This window comes from Klebsiella variicola (assembly GCF_000828055.2).
GTDB classification, from domain to species: domain Bacteria; phylum Pseudomonadota; class Gammaproteobacteria; order Enterobacterales; family Enterobacteriaceae; genus Klebsiella; species Klebsiella variicola.
Genome location: NZ_CP010523.2, coordinates 4,967,768 through 4,987,271, shown reverse-complemented (window position 1 = coordinate 4,987,271; position 19,504 = coordinate 4,967,768). Strand labels below are relative to the sequence as shown.

Below are 19,504 nucleotides of genomic sequence, written 5' to 3'. Positions count from 1 at the left end.
CGTTCCTGCAATCGATTTCAAGAAGGGGATTTTATCATCTTTATTGTTGAAATGTGTAAGGAGTTAACATGAAAGCACTTGATTTGCGTGGTATTGTTCCAGCCCCCGTTACCCCTTTTACCCGCGATGGACGCATCGATCATCAAGCGATCAAACGCTTAGGTTCCTGGCTTGGCAGCGTGAAAGGCGTGAAAGGTCTGGTGGTGCTGGGACATGCCGGGGAAGGTACCTTCCTGACTCAGCAGGAGCAGGCCGATGTTATCCGTAGTTTTGTGGACTCGACCGAAGGCCGCGTGCCGGTTATCGCCGGTATTACCGGCGAAGGGACGGAAGTGGCGGCGCTGGAAGCACAGCGTGCCGTCGACGCTGGCGCCTCTGCTGGCCTGCTGTATCCCTCCCATGGCTGGCTGCGTTTTGGCTACCAAAAAGGGGCGCCGCAGGATCGTTATCGCGTGGTATACGAAGAGAGCGGCCTGCCGCTTATTCTGTTTCAGTATCCGGATGTCACGAAAGCCACCTATAACCTCGAAACGATGCTGGATATCTCCGCGCAACCGGGAGTCTTTGCGATGAAAAATGGCGTGCGGAATATGCGCCGCTGGGATACGGAAATTCCGGTGATTCGCCGCGAACGCCCTGATTTACAGATCCTCAGCTGTCATGATGAATATTTGCTGCATACCGCTTTTGATATTGATGGTTTCCTGGTGGGGTATGGCAATATTGCGCCGGAACTCCTGTTAGAGCTGCTGGAGGCCGGAAAAGCGCAGGATTATGTGAAGGCCAAAGCGGTTCACGATCGTCTGCTGCCGGTTACCAAGGCCGTTTATCACCGTGGCTCGCATATGGAAGGCACGGTCGCGCTGAAACATGCTCTGGTTGAACGTGGCATCCTGGAACACGCGACCGTTCGTTCACCGTTGTTACCGCTGGAACCCGGCGCGGAAGAAGAGATCAAAGCGGCTATCCGTGAAGCAGGTATTAAAAAAGCGGTTATTTAATTCATTATTTGTATGTTAAACCCGTATTCTTCATGAATACGGGTTGGTTTTACCAGGGACTATCCGGTTTTATTCAATATATAAGGTTGGCCATATAATATTCTGTAAAGATAATATAATGAGGCTGTCATGAATAATTTAGAAAAAACATCTTCCACTGTACCCGCACAAATAGAAAAACTTCCCTTCTCTCAATTAATTCGCCGTATTGGTCCGGGTATTGTTCTTACCGGGGTCGTTGTCGGTCCCGGCGCTATCACCACCGCGTCGATGTTAGGGGCGGACTATGGCTACTCTTTGTTATGGCTGCTGATCCCCATTGCCTTTATGGGGATCACGTTTATGTTGACGACCTATCGTATCTCGATGCTCACCGGAATGCCGTCAATCGAGGCGATACGTCACTATTACGGTAAAGTCGCCTCGGGGTTTGTGGGGGTGGCTACTTTTTTAGCCTGTCTTTTTTTTACCATGGGGAATATCTCGGGTACCGGGGCCGGCATGAACCTGGTTTTCGGCATTGACTGGAAACTCGGTGCGTTAATTATGATTGCGGTGATGATCTATTGCTATTTCTCTAAAGGCGTTTATTCCAAAGTCGAAAAAGGGATCACTATTTGTATTGTGGCAATGATTATCGCTTTTTATATTACCCTGGTAGGGACGGGGGGACCAGACTGGAAAGCCAGTGGCGAAGGGTTAACGCATTGGATGTTTCCTGCGGGGAGTTTAGTCACCGCCCTGGGCTTTATCAGTACCAATGCCTCCCTGACGACCGGGATCTACGGCACTTACCTTGGCAAAGAGAAAAAATGGAAAAAAGATGACCTCTTTAATGGCGTGATGGTGGCGGATACCGTCGCCCATATTATCGGTGTGCTGCTGATCAGCGGGGCGATTATTCTGGTGGGGGCCATCGTCCTTTTTCCGCAAGGGATATCAATCAATACGCCGACGCAGCTGGCCGATTTGTTAACGCCCAGTATGGGACGGGCGGCAAAATACATTATGGGTGTCGCCCTATTGGGGGCGGGTTTCTCATCTCTACTGGGGAATACTCAGCGTGGGGTTGTGCTGCTCAATTCCGGCTTCAATAAATCTACCGCGCTGGAGAGTAAAGCGGTCCAGTGGGGATCCATGGTGGTGCTGGTGGTGGCGGGGTTAATCTGCTTTAGCTTTGGCGGTTCGCCGGTGCAGTTAATTTACTTAGCGAATGTGGCAACGGCGGTATCCACGCCGGTCGCCGGCTTGTTTATTTGCCTGCTGCTGTGGCGAAAGGATATTAATAAAGGATACAAGGCGCCACGGTTATTACAAATATGCATGGCGATCAGCTATCTCTTTTGTTTGTTGCTCACTCTCGTTGCGCTGATAAATACCTTACCTAAGTTTATGTCCTCTCTTTCACCCCTGTTTTGAGGTGGGGTATGACTGATGCTGCGCGATTAAGCGAAGGCTGGAATCAGATGCGTCCCGGCATGGGCGTTGTGCAAGTACGTATAACAGAGGGAAAATAAAATGGAAGAGACTGTTTTACTGGATGTGCAGAGAATACAGACCTCCGAACAGAGCAGCATTATTCTTCACTCTGTCCAGGCGGTGGATTTAGTGAATCACCTGGTACCTGAGTTACACCTCCTCGATAGCCACAGCGAGCCATACAACGTCCAAAAAACAGTGGTTAACTGCCTTTATGCCGGACAGCAGCTTGCCAGAGAACGGCGGGTTGTTTTGCCATTATTGCCAGAGTCGCTCTATTTGCTGGGTGGGATGGTGATTGCTGCCGGGAAGACCATCGAGAAAAAAGAGGTTATTACCCATAATCGTCTGTGCGAAGAGGCCGGGAGGCTGCTGAAAGACGAGACGGTATGGGAGAGTATCGACATTATAAGAAGTGTTGCTCTGCCTGTTTACCGCCGGCTGGTGAAAGAGCAGCGCACCCACGTCGCCTCTTTATTACAGGCTCTGCTGCATATCCTTGCCTGGCGTAGCGAGAGTGGCTGGGCGCGGGACCAGGCGCAAAGAATACTATGGGCCGGGGGCGTGTTCGGAACGGCAGGCATCGATTCGCTAATCGCTTTCGATCGGGCATTGGCAGAGAAAGAGATGACGTTTCCGTCATTACGTGAATGGTTAACCGTGACGGCATTTCTGGCCCACTTCCCTGCGGGCCCGGTCTTTTCTGATTAACCACCACTCCCCGATAGCGCAATCGGGTTGTTACTGAGGCGGCAGGCACACGCCGATGCCGCCGATGCCGCAATAGCCGTGCGGGTTTTTATACAGATACTGCTGATGATCGTCTTCGGCATAGTAGAAGGGTTTGGCGGTAGCGATCTCGGTAGTGATGTGGCGAGTATCGTGCGCGTCGTTCATCGCCGCCTGGAAGCGGGCGAGGCTGGCCTTTGCCGCTGCCGTTTGTTCCGGCGTCAGCGGGTAAATCGCCGAACGGTACTGGGTACCGTGGTCGTTGCCCTGTCGCATGCCCTGCGCCGGATCGTGATTTTCCCAGAACACCTGTAATAACTGCTCATAGCTAATCACCTGCGGATCGTAAACCACGCGCACTGCTTCCGCGTGACCGGTCTGGCCGCTGCACACTTCGCGATAGGTCGGATTTGGCGTATAGCCGCCGGTATAGCCTGCGGCGGTGCTGTAAACCCCCGGCAATTGCCAGAACAGGCGCTCCACTCCCCAGAAGCAGCCCATGGCGAACAGCGCCACTTCCATCCCCGCCGGGACGTTGGTCATCGAGTGGCCGTTAACTGCGTGGAGCGTCGCCACTGGCATGGGGGTATTGCGTCCAGGCAGCGCATCCGCCTGGGCGACAAGATGCGTTTTATCAAATAGACTCACGGTTGGCCTCTCAATACAGAAATCGTCGTTAAGGTTGTAACGAAGCGTGTCTTTTAACACAATAAACACGCGTAATACGTCTAGATTAATACATAAGAATTATTTGGGTTATTGCCACTTTTTCAACCCTGGTTGTTAGGGTTTTGTTAAGCCGTGGAGCGGCGCCAGTGTTTCCTGTAGGGGGAAACAGGGAGATTCAGGAGAAAATGTGCTAAAAATCCGCCAGTTATGTATCACCAGCCTTTTGCTGGTCAGCGGGGTCGCCAGCGCAGCGAATGTGCGTTTGCAGGTTGAGGGATTATCCGGGGAGCTGGAGAGAAACGTTCGCGCCCAGCTTTCCACCATCCAGAGTGATGAGGTCACGCCGGATCGTCGCTTTCGCGCGCGCGTCGATGACGCCATTCGCGAAGGTCTGAAAGCGCTGGGTTATTACGAGCCGACGATTGAATTTGATTTACGTCCGCCGCCGAAAAGGGGGCGTCAGGTGCTGATCGCCAAAGTGACCCCGGGTGAACCGGTGCGCATTGGTGGAACCGAGGTCATTCTGCGCGGCGGCGCCCGTACCGATAGCGACTATCTGGCGCTGCTAAAAACGCGTCCGGCCATCGGGACGGTGCTGAACCATGGCGATTATGACGGTTTCAAGAGCTCGTTGACCCGCGTCGCCCTGCGCAAAGGCTACTTTGACAGCGAGTTCAACAAAAGCCAGCTCGGGGTCTCCCTTGACCGCCACCAGGCGTTCTGGGATATCGATTACGACAGCGGCGAGCGCTATCGCTTTGGTCACGTCACCTTCTCCGGATCGCAAATTCGCGATGAATACCTGCAAAACCTCGTGCCGTTTAAAGAGGGCGACTACTACACCTCGCAGGATCTGGCCGAGCTAAACCGCCGCCTGGCGGCGACCGGCTGGTTCAGTTCAGTCGTGGTGGCGCCTGATTTCGCTAAGTCACGGAAAACCAAGGTGCTGCCTCTGCAGGGCGTTGTTTCGCCACGCAAAGAGAACACCGTGGAAACCGGGGTTGGTTTTTCAACCGATGTCGGGCCGCGCGTGAAAGCCACGTGGAAAAAACCGTGGATGAACTCGTATGGCCACAGCCTGACCTCCAGCGTCAGCCTCTCCGCTCCGGAGCAGCAGTTCGACTTTACCTATAAAGTCCCGCTGTTGAAGAGCCCGCTCGAGCAGTACTATCTGATGCAGGGCGGCTTTAAGCGCACCGATCTTAATGACACCCAGGCCGACTCCACCACGCTTGGGGTATCGCGTTTCTGGGAGATGTCGAGCGGCTGGCAGCGGGCGATCAACCTGCGCTGGAGCCTGGACCACTTTACCCAGGCGAACGTCACCAACACCACCATGCTGATTTACCCTGGGGTCTCGGTGAACCGCACTCGCTCTCGCGGCGGTCTGATGCCCACCTGGGGCGATTCACAGCGCTACTCCGTGGACTACTCCAACACCATGTGGGGCTCGGACATCAACTTCATCGTGATGCAGGCCCAGGACGTCTGGATCCGTACCCTCTATGACCGCCACCGCTTTGTGGTGCGCGGCAACCTTGGCTGGATCGAAGCGGATAACTTTGACAAGGTGCCGCCGGATCTGCGCTTTTTCGCCGGGGGCGACCGCAGTATTCGCGGCTATAAATACAAATCTATCTCGCCGAAGGACGATGACGGCAAGCTGATCGGGGCCTCGAAGCTGGCGACCGGCTCGCTGGAGTATCAGTACAACGTCAGTGGTAAATGGTGGGGCGCCGTGTTTGTCGATAGCGGCGAAGCGGTCAGCGATATTCGCGAGAGCGATTTCAAAACCGGCGCCGGGGTGGGCGTGCGCTGGCAGTCGCCGGTGGGGCCGATCAAGCTGGATATCGCCCGGCCGATCGGCGACAAAGAAGAGCATGGTTTACAGTTTTACATCGGTCTGGGGCCTGAATTATGAGTTTATGGAAGAAAATAAGCCTCGGCGTCTTAATCGTGTTGGTGCTCCTGCTGGGCACCGTCGGGTTCCTGGTGGGGACGACCACCGGCTTGCATCTGGTGTTCAAAGCGGCGGATCGCTGGGTACCGGGGCTGGATATCGGCAAAGTCACCGGTGGCTGGCGTGATTTAACCCTCGATAATGTCCGCTACGAGCAGCCCGGGGTGGCGGTCACCGCCGGTCAGTTTCACCTCAGCGTCCGGTTGCGCTGCCTGTGGGACAGCAGCCTGTGCGTAAACGACATCGCGCTGCGCGATATTTACGTCGCCGTCGATACGAAGAAGATGCCGCCCGCCGCGCCGGTCGAGGAAGAAGACAGCGGGCCGCTGAATCTCTCCACCCCTTATCCGATCACCCTCAGCCGCGTCGCACTGCATAACGTCAACGTCAAAATCGACGATACCGTAGTGTCCGTGCGCGATTTTTCCACCGGCCTGAACTGGCAGGAGAAAAACCTGACCCTGACGCCGACCTCGCTGCAGGGGCTGCTAATCGCCCTGCCGAAGGTGGCGAAAGTGGCGCAGGAGCAGGTGGTCGAGCCGAAAATCGACAACCCGCAGCCGCAGGAAAAACCGCTCGGCGAGACGATGACCGACCTCTTCTCGCAGCCGGTGCTGCCGGCAATGACCGATGTCCATCTGCCGCTGAACCTCAATATTCAGGCGTTCCGCGGAGAACAACTACGCCTGACCGGCGATACCGACATCACCGTCTATAACCTGCTGCTGAAAGTCAGCAGTATCGACGGTCAGATGAAGCTCGACGCCCTCGATATCGACTCCGATCAGGGCAAGGTCAGCGCCTCGGGCCACGCGCAATTGCAGGATAACTGGCCGGTGGACATTACCCTCGCCGGAACGCTGAACGTTGACCCGATGAAAGGGGAGAAGGTGCAGCTGAAGGTGGGCGGCGAAGTGCGTAAAACGCTTAAGGTCGGGGTGGACTTAAGCGGGCCGGTCGCGGCCACGCTGCGCGCGGATGCGCAGCTGGCGGAGGCCGGGCTGCCGCTCAATATGGAGCTGAAGAGTAAGCAGCTCGCCTGGCCATTCAGCGGCGAGAAGCAGTTCCAGGCCGACGACGTCCAGCTGAAGTTTAGCGGCAAAATGACCGACTACGCGCTGGCCTTCTCTACGGCGGTGAAAGGCCAGTCGCTGCCGCCGGCGAAAATCACCCTCAACGCCAAAGGCAATGAGCGGCAGATTAATCTCGACAAGCTGACGGTCAACGCCCTGGAAGGGAAAACCGAGCTGAAGGCGCTCCTCGACTGGCAGCAGGCGATCAGCTGGCGCGGCGAGCTGACCCTCGATGGGATCAACACCGCCAAAGAGGTGCCGGACTGGCCGTCGAAGCTCAACGGCATGATCAAGACCCAGGGCAGCCTGTACGGCGGCAGCTGGCAGATGTCGGTGCCGGAGCTGAAAATTACCGGCAACGTGAAGCAGAACAAAGTGGATGTTTCGGGATCGCTGCAGGGTAACAGCTATCTGCAGTGGAAAATCCCGGGCCTGCACCTGGCGTTAGGCCCGAACAGCGCCGATATCAAAGGTGAGCTGGGGGTGAAGGATCTTAACCTCGACGCCACTATCGATGCTCCGCATCTGGATAATGCATTGCCGGGGCTTGGCGGAACGGCGAAGGGGCTGGTGAAAGTGCGCGGCACTGTCGATGCGCCGCAGCTTCTGGCCGACATCACCGCCCGGGCGCTGCGCTGGCAGGAACTGACGATCGCCCAGGTCAACGTCAAAGGGGACGTGAAATCCACCGATCAGATTGGCGGTAATCTGGATGTGCGGGTCGATCGCATTAGCCAGCCGGGGGTCAATATCAGTTTGGTGCAGCTCAATGCCAAAGGTACTGAGAAGCAGCATGAGCTGCGGCTGCGCGTGCAGGGCGATCCGGTTTCCGGCCAGCTGACGCTGGCAGGCAGCTTCGATCGTCAGGCCGAACGCTGGAGAGGCTCGCTGAGCGATACCCGCTTCCAGACGCCGGTAGGGCCGGTAGCGCTGACGCGCAGCATTGCGCTGGACTACCGCAACCAGGAGCAGAAAATCAGCATTGGGCCACACTGCTGGACCAACCCGAACGCCGAGCTTTGCGTCCCGCAGACCATCGACGCGGGCGCCAGCGGGCGGGCGCGAGTGAACCTCAACCGCTTCGATCTGGCGATGCTTAAGCCGTTTATGCCGGAGGCGACCCAGGCCAGCGGCGTCTTTACCGGTAATGCCGATGTGAGCTGGGACACCACCAAAGAGGGGCTGCCGCAGGGCAAAGTGACCCTCAGCGGGCGCAACGTCAAGGTGACCCAGGTGGTCAACGACGCGCCGCTGCCGGTGGCATTCGATACGCTGAACCTCAGCGCCGACCTGCATAACAATCGCGCCGAGCTGGGCTGGCTTATCCGCCTGACCAACAATGGTCAACTGGATGGGCAGGTGCAGGTCACCGACCCGCAGGGGCGGCGTAATCTCGGCGGCAACGTCAATATCAGCAACTTCTCGCTGGCGATGATCAACCCGATTTTCGCTCGCGGCGAAAAAGCCGAGGGGAGGCTCAACGCCCGTCTGCGTCTGGGCGGCAACGTGAAAAGCCCGCAGCTGTTCGGCCAGATGCAGCTGAGCGGGGTGGATATCGATGGCAACTTCATGCCGTTTGATATGCAGCCGAGCCAGCTGGCGATGAACTTCAACGGCACGCGCTCCACCCTGCAGGGGACGGTGAACACCCGCCAGGGGCAAATCGCTCTCAGCGGCAACGCCGACTGGACGCAGATCGATAACTGGCGGGCGCAGATTGCGGCGAAGGGCAGCCGGGTGCGGATCACGGTGCCGCCGATGGTGCGTCTCGATGTGTCGCCGGACGTGGTGTTTACCGCCACGCCGAGCCTGTTCAGCCTTGATGGCAAGGTGGATGTGCCCTGGGCGCGGATCGTGGTCAACGAGGTGCCAGAGAGCGCGGTTGGCGTCTCCTCTGATGAAGTGATGCTGGATAAAAACCTCAAGCCGATTAATCAGCAGAGCGCCGGTATCCCGATCAACAGCAACCTGACGATTCACGTCGGCAACAACGTGCGTCTGGAAGCCTTTGGTCTGAAAGCGCGTCTGACCGGTGATTTGAAAGTGGCGCAGGACAAGCAAGGCTTGGGCCTCAACGGGCAGATCAATATTCCGGACGGCCGCTTCCACGCCTATGGTCAGGATCTGATTGTTCGCAAAGGGGAGCTGCTGTTCTCCGGTCCGCCGGACCAGCCGCTGCTGAATATCGAAGCGATTCGTAACCCGGATGCTACCGAAGACGATGTGATCGCCGGCGTTCGCGTCACCGGCTCCGCCGATCAGCCGAAAGCGGAGATCTTCTCTGACCCGGTGATGTCCCAGCAGGAAGCGCTATCTTATCTGCTGCGCGGCCAGGGTTTGAGCAGCGGACAGAGCGATAGCGCCGCGATGACCTCAATGCTTATTGGAATGGGGGTTGCACAAAGTGGTCAGGTTGTGGGTAAAATCGGCGAGACGTTTGGCGTAAGCAATTTGGCGTTGGACACCGAAGGGGTAGGCGACTCTTCCCAGGTGGTGGTCAGCGGCTATGTACTGCCGGGTCTGCAGGTAAAATATGGGGTCGGTATTTTCGACTCCCTGGCGACGCTGACTTTACGTTATCGCCTGATGCCTAGGCTATATGTGGAAGCGGTGTCTGGCATTGACCAGGCGCTCGATTTGCTCTATCAGTTTGAGTTTTAGCAATGCGAATATTTGTTTACGGCAGTTTACGACGCAAACAAGGCAACAGCCACTGGATGACCAACGCCCAGTGGCTGGGCGCTCATAGTGTCAACGATTATCAGCTGTACAGCCTGGGCCACTATCCAGGCGCGGTGCCCGGCGAAGGCACAGTACATGGTGAAGTTTATCGTATTGATGCATCGACGCTGGCCGAACTGGATGCGCTACGCACGAAGGGGGGCGAGTATGCGCGCCACCTCATTCAGACGCCTTACGGCAGCGCATGGATGTATGTGTATCAACGTTCCGTTGAGGGATGTACGTTGATAGCGAACGGCAACTGGTTGGATCGCGACCAGTACTAACCACGACAACGCCACCTTCGGGTGGCGTTGTTTTTTCTGCTCCATGCCTTACCAGAGTGGCAGACGATCCTTCGCCAGCCACATCGCGGAAGCCAGCGTCGTCAGCGCGAGAAATAATAATCGTCGTGTGGGGGTGCTGAACATTACATGATCTCCTCGAGCGCGGTATGGCGGGCCACTCCCTGCAGGTAGCGCCGCATCGCCGAGCGCATCTTCCGCCAGTCAGCCACCCGGTGTGACAATAACCAGGCCGTCGGGCCAATCAGCTCTAGTACCGCCAGGATCCCGCCGAAACTGAGTAATAATAGGGACAGCATGTCCAGTGAATCCTGAACCTGCCACCAGACGCTCCGGCCTGACTGAAGGGCACTGATGAGTTCAACAGCGAGAAATAGCAGATACATCACCAGCGCGAGGCCGTAAAACAGGTAATAGAGCAGCGCCAGTTGTCGGCGACCTGGATAGAGTGGATGGTTTTTTATATAAGCCGCGCCGTCGCTGGCATTGTATAGCGCGTGGATCGCACGGCTGTCGCGCTCGTATACGGCGACGAGGCGATCGCCAATGGCGATAAACGGTGGCTGACGACGATAGAGAACGGGATGCAGCGCGAAATTGGCGCAGCCTGTCTGCCACCAGAAGGCCAGCGGCGCCGTGTCGCATTGTATCCCAACGCCATGGTATTCCCGCGTTGGGTTCCCCGCGAACCACTTCTTAAAAACGATATTGCTAATTTTTCCCGTCCGGACGGCATAGCGTTCCGGCAGGGCTTGCGTAAAAGGCATTGCCGTCTGGCGGAGGGCTTTCGCCGTTGCGGGTAGTGGCTGGCAAAAGGAAAAGTCGCGGCGGCGGGCCATTGCCATCTTCGCCAGCAGATCGCGCATGGCGGGGTGCCGTTTTAGCGCCGGGTGGAACAGTCGCTCATAGAGCCCTGTTAACAGTCCGATGAAGGCCAGGATCGCGATAATGCCGCAGCCGAACCTTCCCCATTCTGAGGTGCTCATCACGAGCGGGATAAGAGCGACGATGAGCGTCAGCAGGCTGATAATCAGCAGCGGACGGGCCCAGCGCGTTACCCGTTGACTGGGTTCAAGGAGCGTTTCGCCATCGCTGAGCCAGTGGATCCAGTAACAGCCGTTGTCCAGACGGCGGACGCCAAGGTGCAGAGGCTGATTGATCGTCAGGCGGTCAAAAAGCGCGGGGTCGTTAAAATAGCGTTTATCGGTATAAAAGACATGCTCGCCGGCGATAAGGCGCAGATATCCCTGTTTTTCACAGGCGGCGGTGGTGAAACCGGTATAGTTCAGAGTGAAATAGCGAACGCTTTTCACGGGACACCCTCCATGGTGTTATCGCGGCTATCCGTGCCGCAATCAGGCAGGGGATGACCCTGCCTGAGACAGAATTACTTCTGCTTTGCGCGCTCGAAAGAGGCAACGATTTCAGCTTTCGCCGCTTCCGCGTTGTCCCAACCGTCGACTTTAACCCACTTGCCTTTTTCCAGATCTTTGTAGTGCTCAAAGAAATGAGTGATCTGGGCTTTCAGCAGTTCCGGCAGATCGTTCACATCGTTGATGTGATCGTATTCTTTGCTCAGCTTGGTGTGCGGTACGGCAACCAGTTTCGCATCTTCACCGGATTCGTCGGTCATCTTCAGAACGCCAACCGGACGGCAGCGGATCACGGAGCCCGGCTGCAGCGGGTACGGCGTCGGGACCAGCACGTCAACCGGGTCACCGTCCAGGGACAGGGTGTGGTTGATGTAACCGTAGTTGCACGGATAGAACATTGCTGTGGACATGAAACGGTCAACGAACAGTGCACCGCTCTCTTTGTCGACTTCATATTTGATAGGATCTGCGTTCGCCGGGATTTCGATCACGACGTAGATGTCTTCCGGCAGATCTTTGCCCGCAGGTACGTTGAGTAAGCTCATGTCTGTTTCCTTTAAAATGTATGGCAAACAAGTGCTCGGTATTATAGCCAACTCACATCGAAAGTCTTCGCTTCTTTTTCCCGATATCGCCGCGGAGTGCTCCGAATTTTTCGCGTAATAATGACATGAAAATCCATAAACATAGCCACATCATGAATAAATTTATGTAACCGTTTTCATTGCATGTGATTGATTTATCAAACTGCTTAAAAAAACGTCATAAACCGCAACAGCCGCGCTCCCTGCGAAGCCTTATCGGCTCTCCGCTGGGCAGCGAGGCTATCATTAACATCTCATTTACTTTTTTGAAGTGTGATGTAACGCATTCAGTTACATCACCGATTGTCTATAGTTTGTCCGCAGGTGAGACTTTAACCAACAATAACCCTACGAGGATACCCTTATGTGGAAGCGCTTACTTCTTGTCACAGCAGTTTCCGCAGCTATGTCGTCTATGGCGATAGCTGCCCCGCTAACCGTAGGTTTTTCGCAGGTCGGTTCTGAATCCGGCTGGCGTGCGGCGGAAACCAGCGTCGCGAAAGAGGAGGCCGCCAAGCGCGGTATCACCCTGAAGATCGCTGATGGTCAGCAAAAACAGGAAAACCAGATCAAAGCAGTGCGCTCCTTTATCGCTCAGGGGGTCGACGCGATCTTCATTGCACCGGTGGTGGCCACCGGCTGGGAACCGGTGCTGAAAGAGGCGAAAGAGGCCAAGATCCCGGTCTTCCTTCTCGACCGTTCCATTGATGTTAAAGATAAAGATCTCTACATGACCACCGTGACCGCCAACAACGTGCTGGAAGGCCAGCTGATTGGCGACTGGCTGGTGAAAACCGTCGACGGTAAGCCGTGTAACGTCGTTGAACTGCAGGGCACCGTTGGGGCCAGCGTGGCCATCGATCGTAAGAAAGGGTTCGCCGACGCGATTGCCAAAGCGTCGAATATCAAAATTATCCGCTCTCAGTCCGGCGACTTCACCCGCAGCAAAGGGAAAGAGGTGATGGAGAGCTTTATCAAAGCTGAGAATAACGGCAAAAACATCTGCATGGTCTTCGCCCATAACGATGACATGGTAATCGGCGCCATCCAGGCCATTAAAGAGGCGGGTCTGAAGCCGGGCAAAGATATCCTCACGGGCTCCATCGACGGCGTGCCGGATATCTATAAAGCCATGATCGCTGGTGAAGCCAACGCCAGCGTCGAACTGACGCCAAATATGGCCGGCCCGGCGTTTGATGCGCTGGAGAAATACAAAAAAGACGGCACCCTGCCTGAGAAGCTGACCATTACCAAATCGACGCTGTATCTGCCGGATACGGCGAAAGAAGAGTTAGAGAAGAAGAAAAATATGGGCTACTGAGTGGGGAGCCCCTCATTCCATCCCTCTCCCCAGTGGGAGAGGGTAAAAAGCAGCGTTCCAGTAACCCCGGGAAGCCCAGCGCGACCCGGGGTAACCTGACATCATTTGAAGGTGACATCGATTATGAGCGCCGAGGCACACCAGGAGATCCTTCGTACCGAAGGACTCAGTAAATTCTTCCCCGGCGTTAAGGCGCTGGATAACGTCAACTTTAGCCTGCGGCGCGGCGAAATCATGGCCCTGTTGGGCGAAAACGGCGCCGGAAAATCGACGCTGATCAAAGCGCTTACCGGCGTTTACCATGCCGATCGCGGCACCATCTGGCTGGAAGGCCAGGCTATTTCGCCCAAAAATACCGCCCATGCCCAGCAGCTGGGGATTGGTACCGTCTACCAGGAAGTGAACCTTCTACCCAATATGTCGGTGGCGGATAACCTGTTCATCGGCCGTGAGCCGCGGCGGTTTGGCCTGCTGCGACGCAAAGAGATGGAGGCACGGGCGACGGCGCTGATGGCCTCCTACGGCTTTTCTCTCGACGTGCGCGAACCGCTGAACCGCTTTTCGGTGGCGATGCAGCAGATCGTCGCTATCTGTCGGGCCATCGACCTGTCGGCCAAAGTGCTGATCCTCGATGAGCCCACCGCCAGCCTCGATACCCAGGAGGTGGAGATGCTGTTCACCCTGATGCGCCAGCTCAGGGATAACGGCGTCAGTCTGATCTTCGTCACCCATTTTCTCGACCAGGTCTATGCGGTCAGCGATCGCATCACCGTGCTGCGCAACGGCAGTTTCGTCGGCTGCCGCGAGACCCGCGAACTGCCGCAGATTGAGCTGGTGAAAATGATGCTGGGTCGCGAACTGGACCACAATGCCCTGCAGCGGGCGGGCCGTACCCTGCTGAGCGATAAGCCGGTGGCGGCGTTTGAAGGCTACGGTAAAAAAGGCACCATCGCCCCGTTCGACCTGCAGGTCCGTCCGGGCGAAATTGTGGGCCTCGCCGGCCTGCTGGGTTCCGGACGCACGGAAACCGCCGAGGTGATCTTCGGTATTAAAACGGCGGACAGCGGGAAGGCGTGGATCAAAGGCAAACCGCAGACCCTGCGCTCCCCGCATCAGGCTTCCTGCCTCGGGATCGGCTTCTGTCCTGAAGATCGCAAAACCGACGGCATTATCGCCGCCGCTTCGGTGCGGGAAAATATCGTCCTTGCCCTGCAGGCGCAGCGCGGCTGGCTGCGGCCGATCCCCCGGCGTGAACAGAACGAGATCGCCGAGCGCTTTATTCGCCAGCTGGGGATCCGTACCCCGAGCGCGGAGCAGCCGATCGAGTTTCTCTCCGGCGGCAACCAGCAGAAGGTACTGCTCTCCCGCTGGTTACTGACCAAACCGCAGTTCCTGATCCTCGATGAGCCGACCCGCGGCATCGACGTCGGCGCCCATGCGGAAATTATTCGCCTGATTGAAACCCTCTGCGCCGATGGTCTGGCGCTGCTGGTTATCTCCTCTGAACTGGAGGAGCTGGTGGGTTACGCCGATCGGGTCATTATCATGCGCGATCGCCGACAGGTGGCGGAGATCCCGCTCGCCGAGCTCTCTGTACCGGCGATCATGAACGCTATTGCGGCATAAGGAGTAACTCATGATGCCTCGATCTCTTTCGCAAACCGGCCCGGAGAAGCGACGCTTCAGCTGGCCGAAGGGCACCCCGCAGATCATTGCCTTGCTGCTGGTGCTGCTGGTCGACAGCCTGGTCGCGCCCCATTTTTATCAGGTGGTGCTCCAGGATGGCCGCCTGTTTGGCAGCCCGATCGATATTCTTAACCGCGCCGCGCCGGTGGCGCTGCTGGCCATTGGCATGACGCTGGTGATCGCCACCGGCGGTATCGATCTGTCGGTGGGGGCGGTGATGGCGATTGCCGGCGCGACGGCCGCCTCGATGACCGTCGCCGGGCACAGCCTGGCGGTGGTGGTGCTGGCCTCACTGGGGGCCGGTGCGCTGGCCGGGCTGTGGAACGGTATCCTCGTGGCGATCCTTAAGATCCAACCTTTTGTGGCGACGTTGATCCTGATGGTGGCCGGGCGCGGGGTCGCGCAGTTAATCACCGCCGGACAGATCGTCACCTTTGATTCCCCGGCCCTGGCATGGCTCGGCAGCGGATCGTTTCTGCTGTTTCCAACGCCGGTGATCATCGCTGCCGCCACCCTGCTGTTGTTCTGGCTGTTTACCCGTAAAACGGCGCTGGGCATGTTTATCGAAGCGGTAGGGATCAACATCCGCGCGGCGAAAAACGCCGGTGTGAATACCCGCATCGTGGTGATGCTGGCCTATGTCCTGAGCGGCGTCTGCGCAGCGATTGCCGGGATCATCGTGGCGGCGGACATACGCGGCGCGGATGCGAATAACGCCGGGTTGTGGCTCGAACTGGACGCCATTCTGGCGGTGGTCATCGGCGGCGCCTCCCTGATGGGCGGGCGCTTCAACCTGCTGCTGTCGGTGGTGGGGGCGCTGATTATCCAGGGCATGAATACTGGCATTTTGCTTTCTGGCTTTCCGCCGGAGCTCAACCAGGTGGTGAAAGCGGTGGTGGTGCTGTGCGTACTGATTGTCCAGTCGCCGCGCTTTATCGGTTTACTGAAAGGGGTACGCGGCCATGATAAAACGTAATTTACCGTTGATGATCACCCTGGCGGTGTTTGTGCTGGGCTATCTCTACTGCCTGACGCAGTTCCCCGGCTTTGCCTCAACGCGGGTGATCTGCAATATCCTGACGGATAATGCCTTCCTCGGGATCATCGCCGTGGGCATGACCTTTGTGATCCTCTCCGGTGGGATCGATCTGTCGGTGGGGTCGGTGATCGCTTTTACCGGCGTCTTCCTCGCCAAAGCGATTGGCTTTTGGGGAATATCGCCGCTGGTGGCGTTTCCGCTGGTGCTGGTGATGGGCTGCGCCTTCGGTGCGTTTATGGGGCTGCTTATCGACGCGCTGAAGATCCCGGCTTTTATCATCACGCTTGCCGGCATGTTCTTCCTGCGCGGCGTCAGCTATCTGGTGTCGGAGGAGTCGATTCCGATTAACCATCCGGTCTACGACACCTTGTCCGGCCTGGCATGGACCATCCCCGGCGGCGGTCGTCTCAGCGCCATGGGGCTATTGATGCTGCTGGTGGTGGTGGCCGGTATTTTTGTCGCCCATCGCACCCGCTTTGGCAACCAGGTGTATGCCATCGGCGGCAACGCGACGTCGGCGAATTTAATGGGGATTTCGACTCGCAGCGCCACGATCCGTATCTATATGCTTTCCACCGGGCTGGCGACGCTGGCCGGGATCGTCTTTTCCATTTATACCCAGGCGGGCTATGCGCTGGCGGGCGTCGGCGTGGAGCTGGACGCGATTGCCTCGGTGGTGATCGGCGGTACGCTGCTCAGCGGCGGTGTTGGCACCGTGCTGGGAACGCTGTTCGGGGTGGCGATCCAGGGGCTGATTCAGACTTACATCAACTTCGATGGCACCCTCAGCTCATGGTGGACGAAAATTGCGATCGGTATTTTGCTGTTTATCTTTATCGCGCTGCAGCGTGGGCTGACGGTGCTGTGGGAAAATCGGCAGAATGCGGCGGTGACGCGGGTGAGCGGAGCGGGGAGTCGCTGACAGGGAACTCCCTTCCCGCAAGGCGGGAAGGGAGGGCAGGGATCAGGCGTCCGGGAATGCTTTAATGAAGTTCTCGACGTCTTCAACCATGTGGTTGTTACCGACAAAGAAGGAGCGGCGCTGGTGCAGGCTTTCCGGGATAATATCCAGAATACGCTCTTTACCGTCGCTGGCCTTACCGCCCGCCTGTTCGGCGAGGAAGGCCATCGGGTTGCATTCATACAGCAGGCGCAGCTTGCCGTCCGGGTGGCTGGCGGTGCTCGGATACAGGTAGATGCCGCCCTTCAGCAGGTTACGGTGGAAGTCCGCCACCAGCGAGCCGATATAGCGTGAGGTATAAGGACGCTGAGTCTCTTTGTCCTCTTCCTGGCAGTACTTAATGTACTTCTTCACGCCCTGCGGGAATTTGATGTAGTTGCCTTCGTTGATGGAGTAGGTATTGCCCTTCTCCGGGAAGCGCATGCGCTCCTGACACAGACAGAAGACGCCGAGGGACGGGTCGTAGGTGAAGGCGTGGACGCCGCAACCGGTGGTATATACCAGCATCGTCGAAGAGCCGTAGACCACATAGCCCGCGGCCACCTGCCTGTTACCCGGCTGCAGGAAGTCTTCTTCTGTCACCGGCGTGCCGACAGGCGTGACGCGGCGGTAGATAGAGAAGATCGTTCCGACAGAGACGTTAACGTCGATGTTAGAGGAGCCATCCAGAGGGTCCATCAGCACCACGTATTTGGCGTGTTCACACCCTTCGAAGACGACAATTTCATCTTCTTCTTCGGAGGCGATCCCGGCAACAATATCGCGTGCTCGCAGTGCGGCTTTTAATTTTTCATTAGCGAACAGATCGAGTTTTTGCTGAACCTCGCCCTGAACGTTTTCAGCACCGCTGGCACCCAGGATATCGACCAGACCGGCCTTGTTGATATCGCGGTGGATGATCTTGGCGCCCAACTTTATTGCTGACAACAAAGCAGTCAGCTCACCGGTGGCGTGGGAGAACTCGTGCTGCTTTTCAACAATAAACTCACCTAACGTTTTCATAACTCGTTCCCTGCATTTTTATGTTGAGTAAAACGAACGCAACAATCTTAACAAAGAATCAAAAAAGTGCGCACTGGTGAATCGCGCCAGCAAAATACAGATTCGCCTGAAATGCATTTCGCCAGGGCCCGGGATATGGGTAAAATGTGCCCCGGATAAGAGAAGGAAATGACGAATGCGCATTCATATTTTAGGAATCTGTGGCACGTTTATGGGGGGCCTGGCCATGCTGGCGCGCTCCCTCGGTCATGAGGTAACAGGGTCGGATGCTAACGTCTATCCGCCGATGAGCACCCTGCTGGAAAACCAGGGGATTGATTTAATTCAGGGTTATGACCCCAGCCAGCTGGATCCCCGGCCGGATCTGGTGATCATCGGTAATGCCATGACTCGCGGCAACCCGTGCGTTGAAGCGGTGCTGGAAAACAATATTCCGTATATGTCCGGCCCGCAGTGGCTGCACGACTTCGTGCTGCGCGATCGCTGGGTGCTGGCCGTCGCCGGGACCCACGGCAAAACCACCACCGCCGGGATGGCGACCTGGATCCTCGAAGCCTGCGGCTATAAACCGGGCTTCGTGATCGGTGGCGTACCGGGGAACTTTGATGTTTCCGCACGCCTGGGCGACAGCCCGTTCTTTGTGATTGAAGCCGACGAATATGACTGCGCCTTCTTCGACAAGCGCTCCAAGTTTGTTCACTACTGCCCGCGGACGCTGATCCTCAACAACCTTGAGTTCGACCACGCGGACATCTTTGACGACCTGAAGGCGATTCAGAAACAGTTCCACCATCTGGTGCGTATCGTGCCGGGCAAAGGCAAAATTATCCTGCCGGAGAACGACATCAACCTGAAGCAGGTGATGGCGATGGGCTGCTGGAGCGAGCAGGAGCTGGTGGGCGAGCAGGGCCACTGGCAGGCGAAGAAGCTGAACGCCGACGCCTCGCAGTGGGAAGTGCTGCTCGACGGCGAAAAGGTTGGTGAAGTGAAGTGGGCGCTGGTCGGCGAGCATAATATGCATAACGGCCTGATGGCGATTGCCGCGGCGCGTCACGTCGGCGTGCTGCCGGCGGATGCCGCGAACGCGCTGGGCAGCTTTATCAACGCCCGCCGTCGCCTGGAGCTGCGCGGCGAAGCCAACGGCGTTACCGTGTATGACGATTTCGCCCATCATCCGACGGCAATCCTCGCCACGCTGCAGGCGCTGCGCGGCAAAGTGGGCGGCACCGCGCGCATTCTCGCCGTGCTGGAGCCGCGCTCTAACACCATGAAAATGGGCGTCTGCAAAGACGATCTGGCGCCGTCTCTCGGTCGCGCTGATGAAGTGTTCCTCCTGCAGCCGCAGCATATTCCGTGGCAGGTGGCGGAAGTGGCGGAAGCCTGCGTCCAGCCGGCCCACTGGAGCGCCGACGTCGATACCCTGGCGGAGATGGTGGTCAAAACCGCCCACCCGGGCGACCATATCCTGGTGATGAGCAACGGCGGCTTCGGTGGCATTCATCAGAAGCTGCTGGATAAGCTGGCGCAAAAAGCGGCCGCGGCAGAATAAGCGCGAACGCCTCCGATCACTGCCCTCCGTGTGAGGGCAGTTTTGTTTTCGC

At 57.2% G+C, this 19,504-nt stretch carries 15 protein-coding genes; 11 read left to right on the top strand and 4 right to left on the bottom strand.

The window, feature by feature from the left end:
- Positions 1 to 68: 68 nt before the first annotated feature.
- From SP68_RS23265 to SP68_RS23255, 3 genes are all read left to right on the top strand, one after another.
- A complete protein-coding gene (locus tag SP68_RS23265; RefSeq protein WP_008807155.1) occupies positions 69 to 1,001 on the top strand; it encodes a dihydrodipicolinate synthase family protein in 933 nt (310 codons plus the stop codon).
- A gap of 129 nt (positions 1,002 to 1,130) precedes the next feature.
- Positions 1,131 to 2,420, top strand: a complete 1,290-nt coding sequence (locus SP68_RS23260) for an Nramp family divalent metal transporter (protein ID WP_012969097.1) — start codon at positions 1,131 to 1,133, stop codon at positions 2,418 to 2,420.
- 99 nt (positions 2,421 to 2,519) lie between these two features.
- Positions 2,520 to 3,191, top strand: a complete 672-nt coding sequence (locus SP68_RS23255; RefSeq protein WP_040972582.1) for a hypothetical protein — start codon at positions 2,520 to 2,522, stop codon at positions 3,189 to 3,191.
- Positions 3,192 to 3,221: 30 nt separating this feature from the next.
- Here SP68_RS23255 and msrA read toward each other — a convergent pair whose 3' ends face one another.
- Positions 3,222 to 3,857 (bottom strand): peptide-methionine (S)-S-oxide reductase MsrA, encoded by a 636-nt coding sequence (msrA, locus tag SP68_RS23250; protein ID WP_008807152.1) that lies wholly within the window; start codon positions 3,855 to 3,857, stop codon positions 3,222 to 3,224.
- Positions 3,858 to 4,065: 208 nt separating this feature from the next.
- Between msrA and tamA the strand changes: the two genes are divergently transcribed.
- From tamA to SP68_RS23235, 3 genes are read left to right on the top strand one after another with little or no spacing between them, the layout of a single operon-like run.
- Positions 4,066 to 5,799, top strand: coding sequence for an autotransporter assembly complex protein TamA (gene tamA / locus SP68_RS23245; RefSeq protein WP_008807151.1), 1,734 nt, complete (start codon positions 4,066 to 4,068; stop codon positions 5,797 to 5,799).
- Positions 5,796 to 9,572, top strand: a complete 3,777-nt coding sequence (gene tamB, locus SP68_RS23240; RefSeq protein WP_040972585.1) for an autotransporter assembly complex protein TamB — start codon at positions 5,796 to 5,798, stop codon at positions 9,570 to 9,572. The genes tamA and tamB overlap by 4 nt, the downstream gene beginning before the upstream one ends.
- A gap of 2 nt (positions 9,573 to 9,574) precedes the next feature.
- Positions 9,575 to 9,919, top strand: a complete 345-nt coding sequence (locus SP68_RS23235) for a gamma-glutamylcyclotransferase family protein (protein WP_008807149.1) — start codon at positions 9,575 to 9,577, stop codon at positions 9,917 to 9,919.
- A gap of 143 nt (positions 9,920 to 10,062) precedes the next feature.
- Here the strand turns inward: SP68_RS23235 and SP68_RS23230 are convergent, their stop codons facing one another.
- Both SP68_RS23230 and ppa read right to left on the bottom strand, forming a co-directional pair.
- The gene (locus tag SP68_RS23230; RefSeq protein WP_040972587.1) at positions 10,063 to 11,250 is read right to left on the bottom strand and encodes a hypothetical protein; all 1,188 of its coding nucleotides are present in this window, start codon (positions 11,248 to 11,250) and stop codon (positions 10,063 to 10,065) included.
- Positions 11,251 to 11,324: 74 nt separating this feature from the next.
- Positions 11,325 to 11,855 (bottom strand): inorganic diphosphatase, encoded by a 531-nt coding sequence (gene ppa, locus SP68_RS23225; protein WP_002886766.1) that lies wholly within the window; start codon positions 11,853 to 11,855, stop codon positions 11,325 to 11,327.
- A 403-nt stretch (positions 11,856 to 12,258) separates the two neighbouring features.
- On the opposite strand from ppa, the gene ytfQ reads away from it, so the two are divergent.
- The 4 genes from ytfQ (at position 12,259) to yjfF (ending at position 16,862) form a co-directional block, all read left to right on the top strand.
- Complete coding sequence (gene ytfQ, locus SP68_RS23220) at positions 12,259 to 13,215, top strand: galactofuranose ABC transporter, galactofuranose-binding protein YtfQ (RefSeq protein WP_008807147.1); 957 nt, start codon at positions 12,259 to 12,261, stop codon at positions 13,213 to 13,215.
- Positions 13,216 to 13,338: 123 nt separating this feature from the next.
- A complete protein-coding gene (gene ytfR, locus SP68_RS23215; RefSeq protein WP_008807146.1) occupies positions 13,339 to 14,841 on the top strand; it encodes a galactofuranose ABC transporter, ATP-binding protein YtfR in 1,503 nt (500 codons plus the stop codon).
- 10 nt (positions 14,842 to 14,851) lie between these two features.
- Complete coding sequence (gene ytfT, locus SP68_RS23210; RefSeq protein ID WP_008807145.1) at positions 14,852 to 15,877, top strand: galactofuranose ABC transporter, ATP-binding protein YtfT; 1,026 nt, start codon at positions 14,852 to 14,854, stop codon at positions 15,875 to 15,877.
- Positions 15,864 to 16,862 (top strand): galactofuranose ABC transporter, permease protein YjfF, encoded by a 999-nt coding sequence (yjfF, locus tag SP68_RS23205; protein ID WP_002886825.1) that lies wholly within the window; start codon positions 15,864 to 15,866, stop codon positions 16,860 to 16,862. The genes ytfT and yjfF overlap by 14 nt, the downstream gene beginning before the upstream one ends.
- A 42-nt stretch (positions 16,863 to 16,904) precedes the next feature.
- On the opposite strand, the gene fbp is transcribed toward yjfF, so the two are convergent.
- Complete coding sequence (gene fbp / locus SP68_RS23200; RefSeq protein ID WP_008807144.1) at positions 16,905 to 17,903, bottom strand: class 1 fructose-bisphosphatase; 999 nt, start codon at positions 17,901 to 17,903, stop codon at positions 16,905 to 16,907.
- A 175-nt stretch (positions 17,904 to 18,078) separates the two neighbouring features.
- Here fbp and mpl point away from each other — a divergent pair, with 175 nt between their 5' ends.
- Positions 18,079 to 19,452: a UDP-N-acetylmuramate:L-alanyl-gamma-D-glutamyl-meso-diaminopimelate ligase gene (mpl, locus tag SP68_RS23195; protein WP_023296931.1), complete on the top strand. Its 1,374-nt coding sequence runs from the start codon at positions 18,079 to 18,081 to the stop codon at positions 19,450 to 19,452.
- Positions 19,453 to 19,504 lie beyond the last annotated feature (52 nt).

Excerpts from the sequence above, each read along its gene's own strand:
- SP68_RS23265 (WP_008807155.1), top strand. The coding sequence starts at position 69 with ATGAAAGCACTTGATTTGCGTGGTATTGTTCCAGCCCCCGTTACCCCT.
- SP68_RS23260 (WP_012969097.1), top strand. The coding sequence starts at position 1,131 with ATGAATAATTTAGAAAAAACATCTTCCACTGTACCCGCACAAATAGAA.
- SP68_RS23255 (WP_040972582.1), top strand. The coding sequence starts at position 2,520 with ATGGAAGAGACTGTTTTACTGGATGTGCAGAGAATACAGACCTCCGAA.
- tamB (WP_040972585.1), top strand. The coding sequence starts at position 5,796 with ATGAGTTTATGGAAGAAAATAAGCCTCGGCGTCTTAATCGTGTTGGTG.
- SP68_RS23235 (WP_008807149.1), top strand. The coding sequence starts at position 9,575 with ATGCGAATATTTGTTTACGGCAGTTTACGACGCAAACAAGGCAACAGC.
- ppa (WP_002886766.1), bottom strand. The coding sequence starts at position 11,855 with ATGAGCTTACTCAACGTACCTGCGGGCAAAGATCTGCCGGAAGACATC.
- ytfQ (WP_008807147.1), top strand. The coding sequence starts at position 12,259 with ATGTGGAAGCGCTTACTTCTTGTCACAGCAGTTTCCGCAGCTATGTCG.
- ytfR (WP_008807146.1), top strand. The coding sequence starts at position 13,339 with ATGAGCGCCGAGGCACACCAGGAGATCCTTCGTACCGAAGGACTCAGT.
- ytfT (WP_008807145.1), top strand. The coding sequence starts at position 14,852 with ATGATGCCTCGATCTCTTTCGCAAACCGGCCCGGAGAAGCGACGCTTC.
- yjfF (WP_002886825.1), top strand. The coding sequence starts at position 15,864 with ATGATAAAACGTAATTTACCGTTGATGATCACCCTGGCGGTGTTTGTG.
- fbp (WP_008807144.1), bottom strand. The coding sequence starts at position 17,903 with ATGAAAACGTTAGGTGAGTTTATTGTTGAAAAGCAGCACGAGTTCTCC.
- mpl (WP_023296931.1), top strand. The coding sequence starts at position 18,079 with ATGCGCATTCATATTTTAGGAATCTGTGGCACGTTTATGGGGGGCCTG.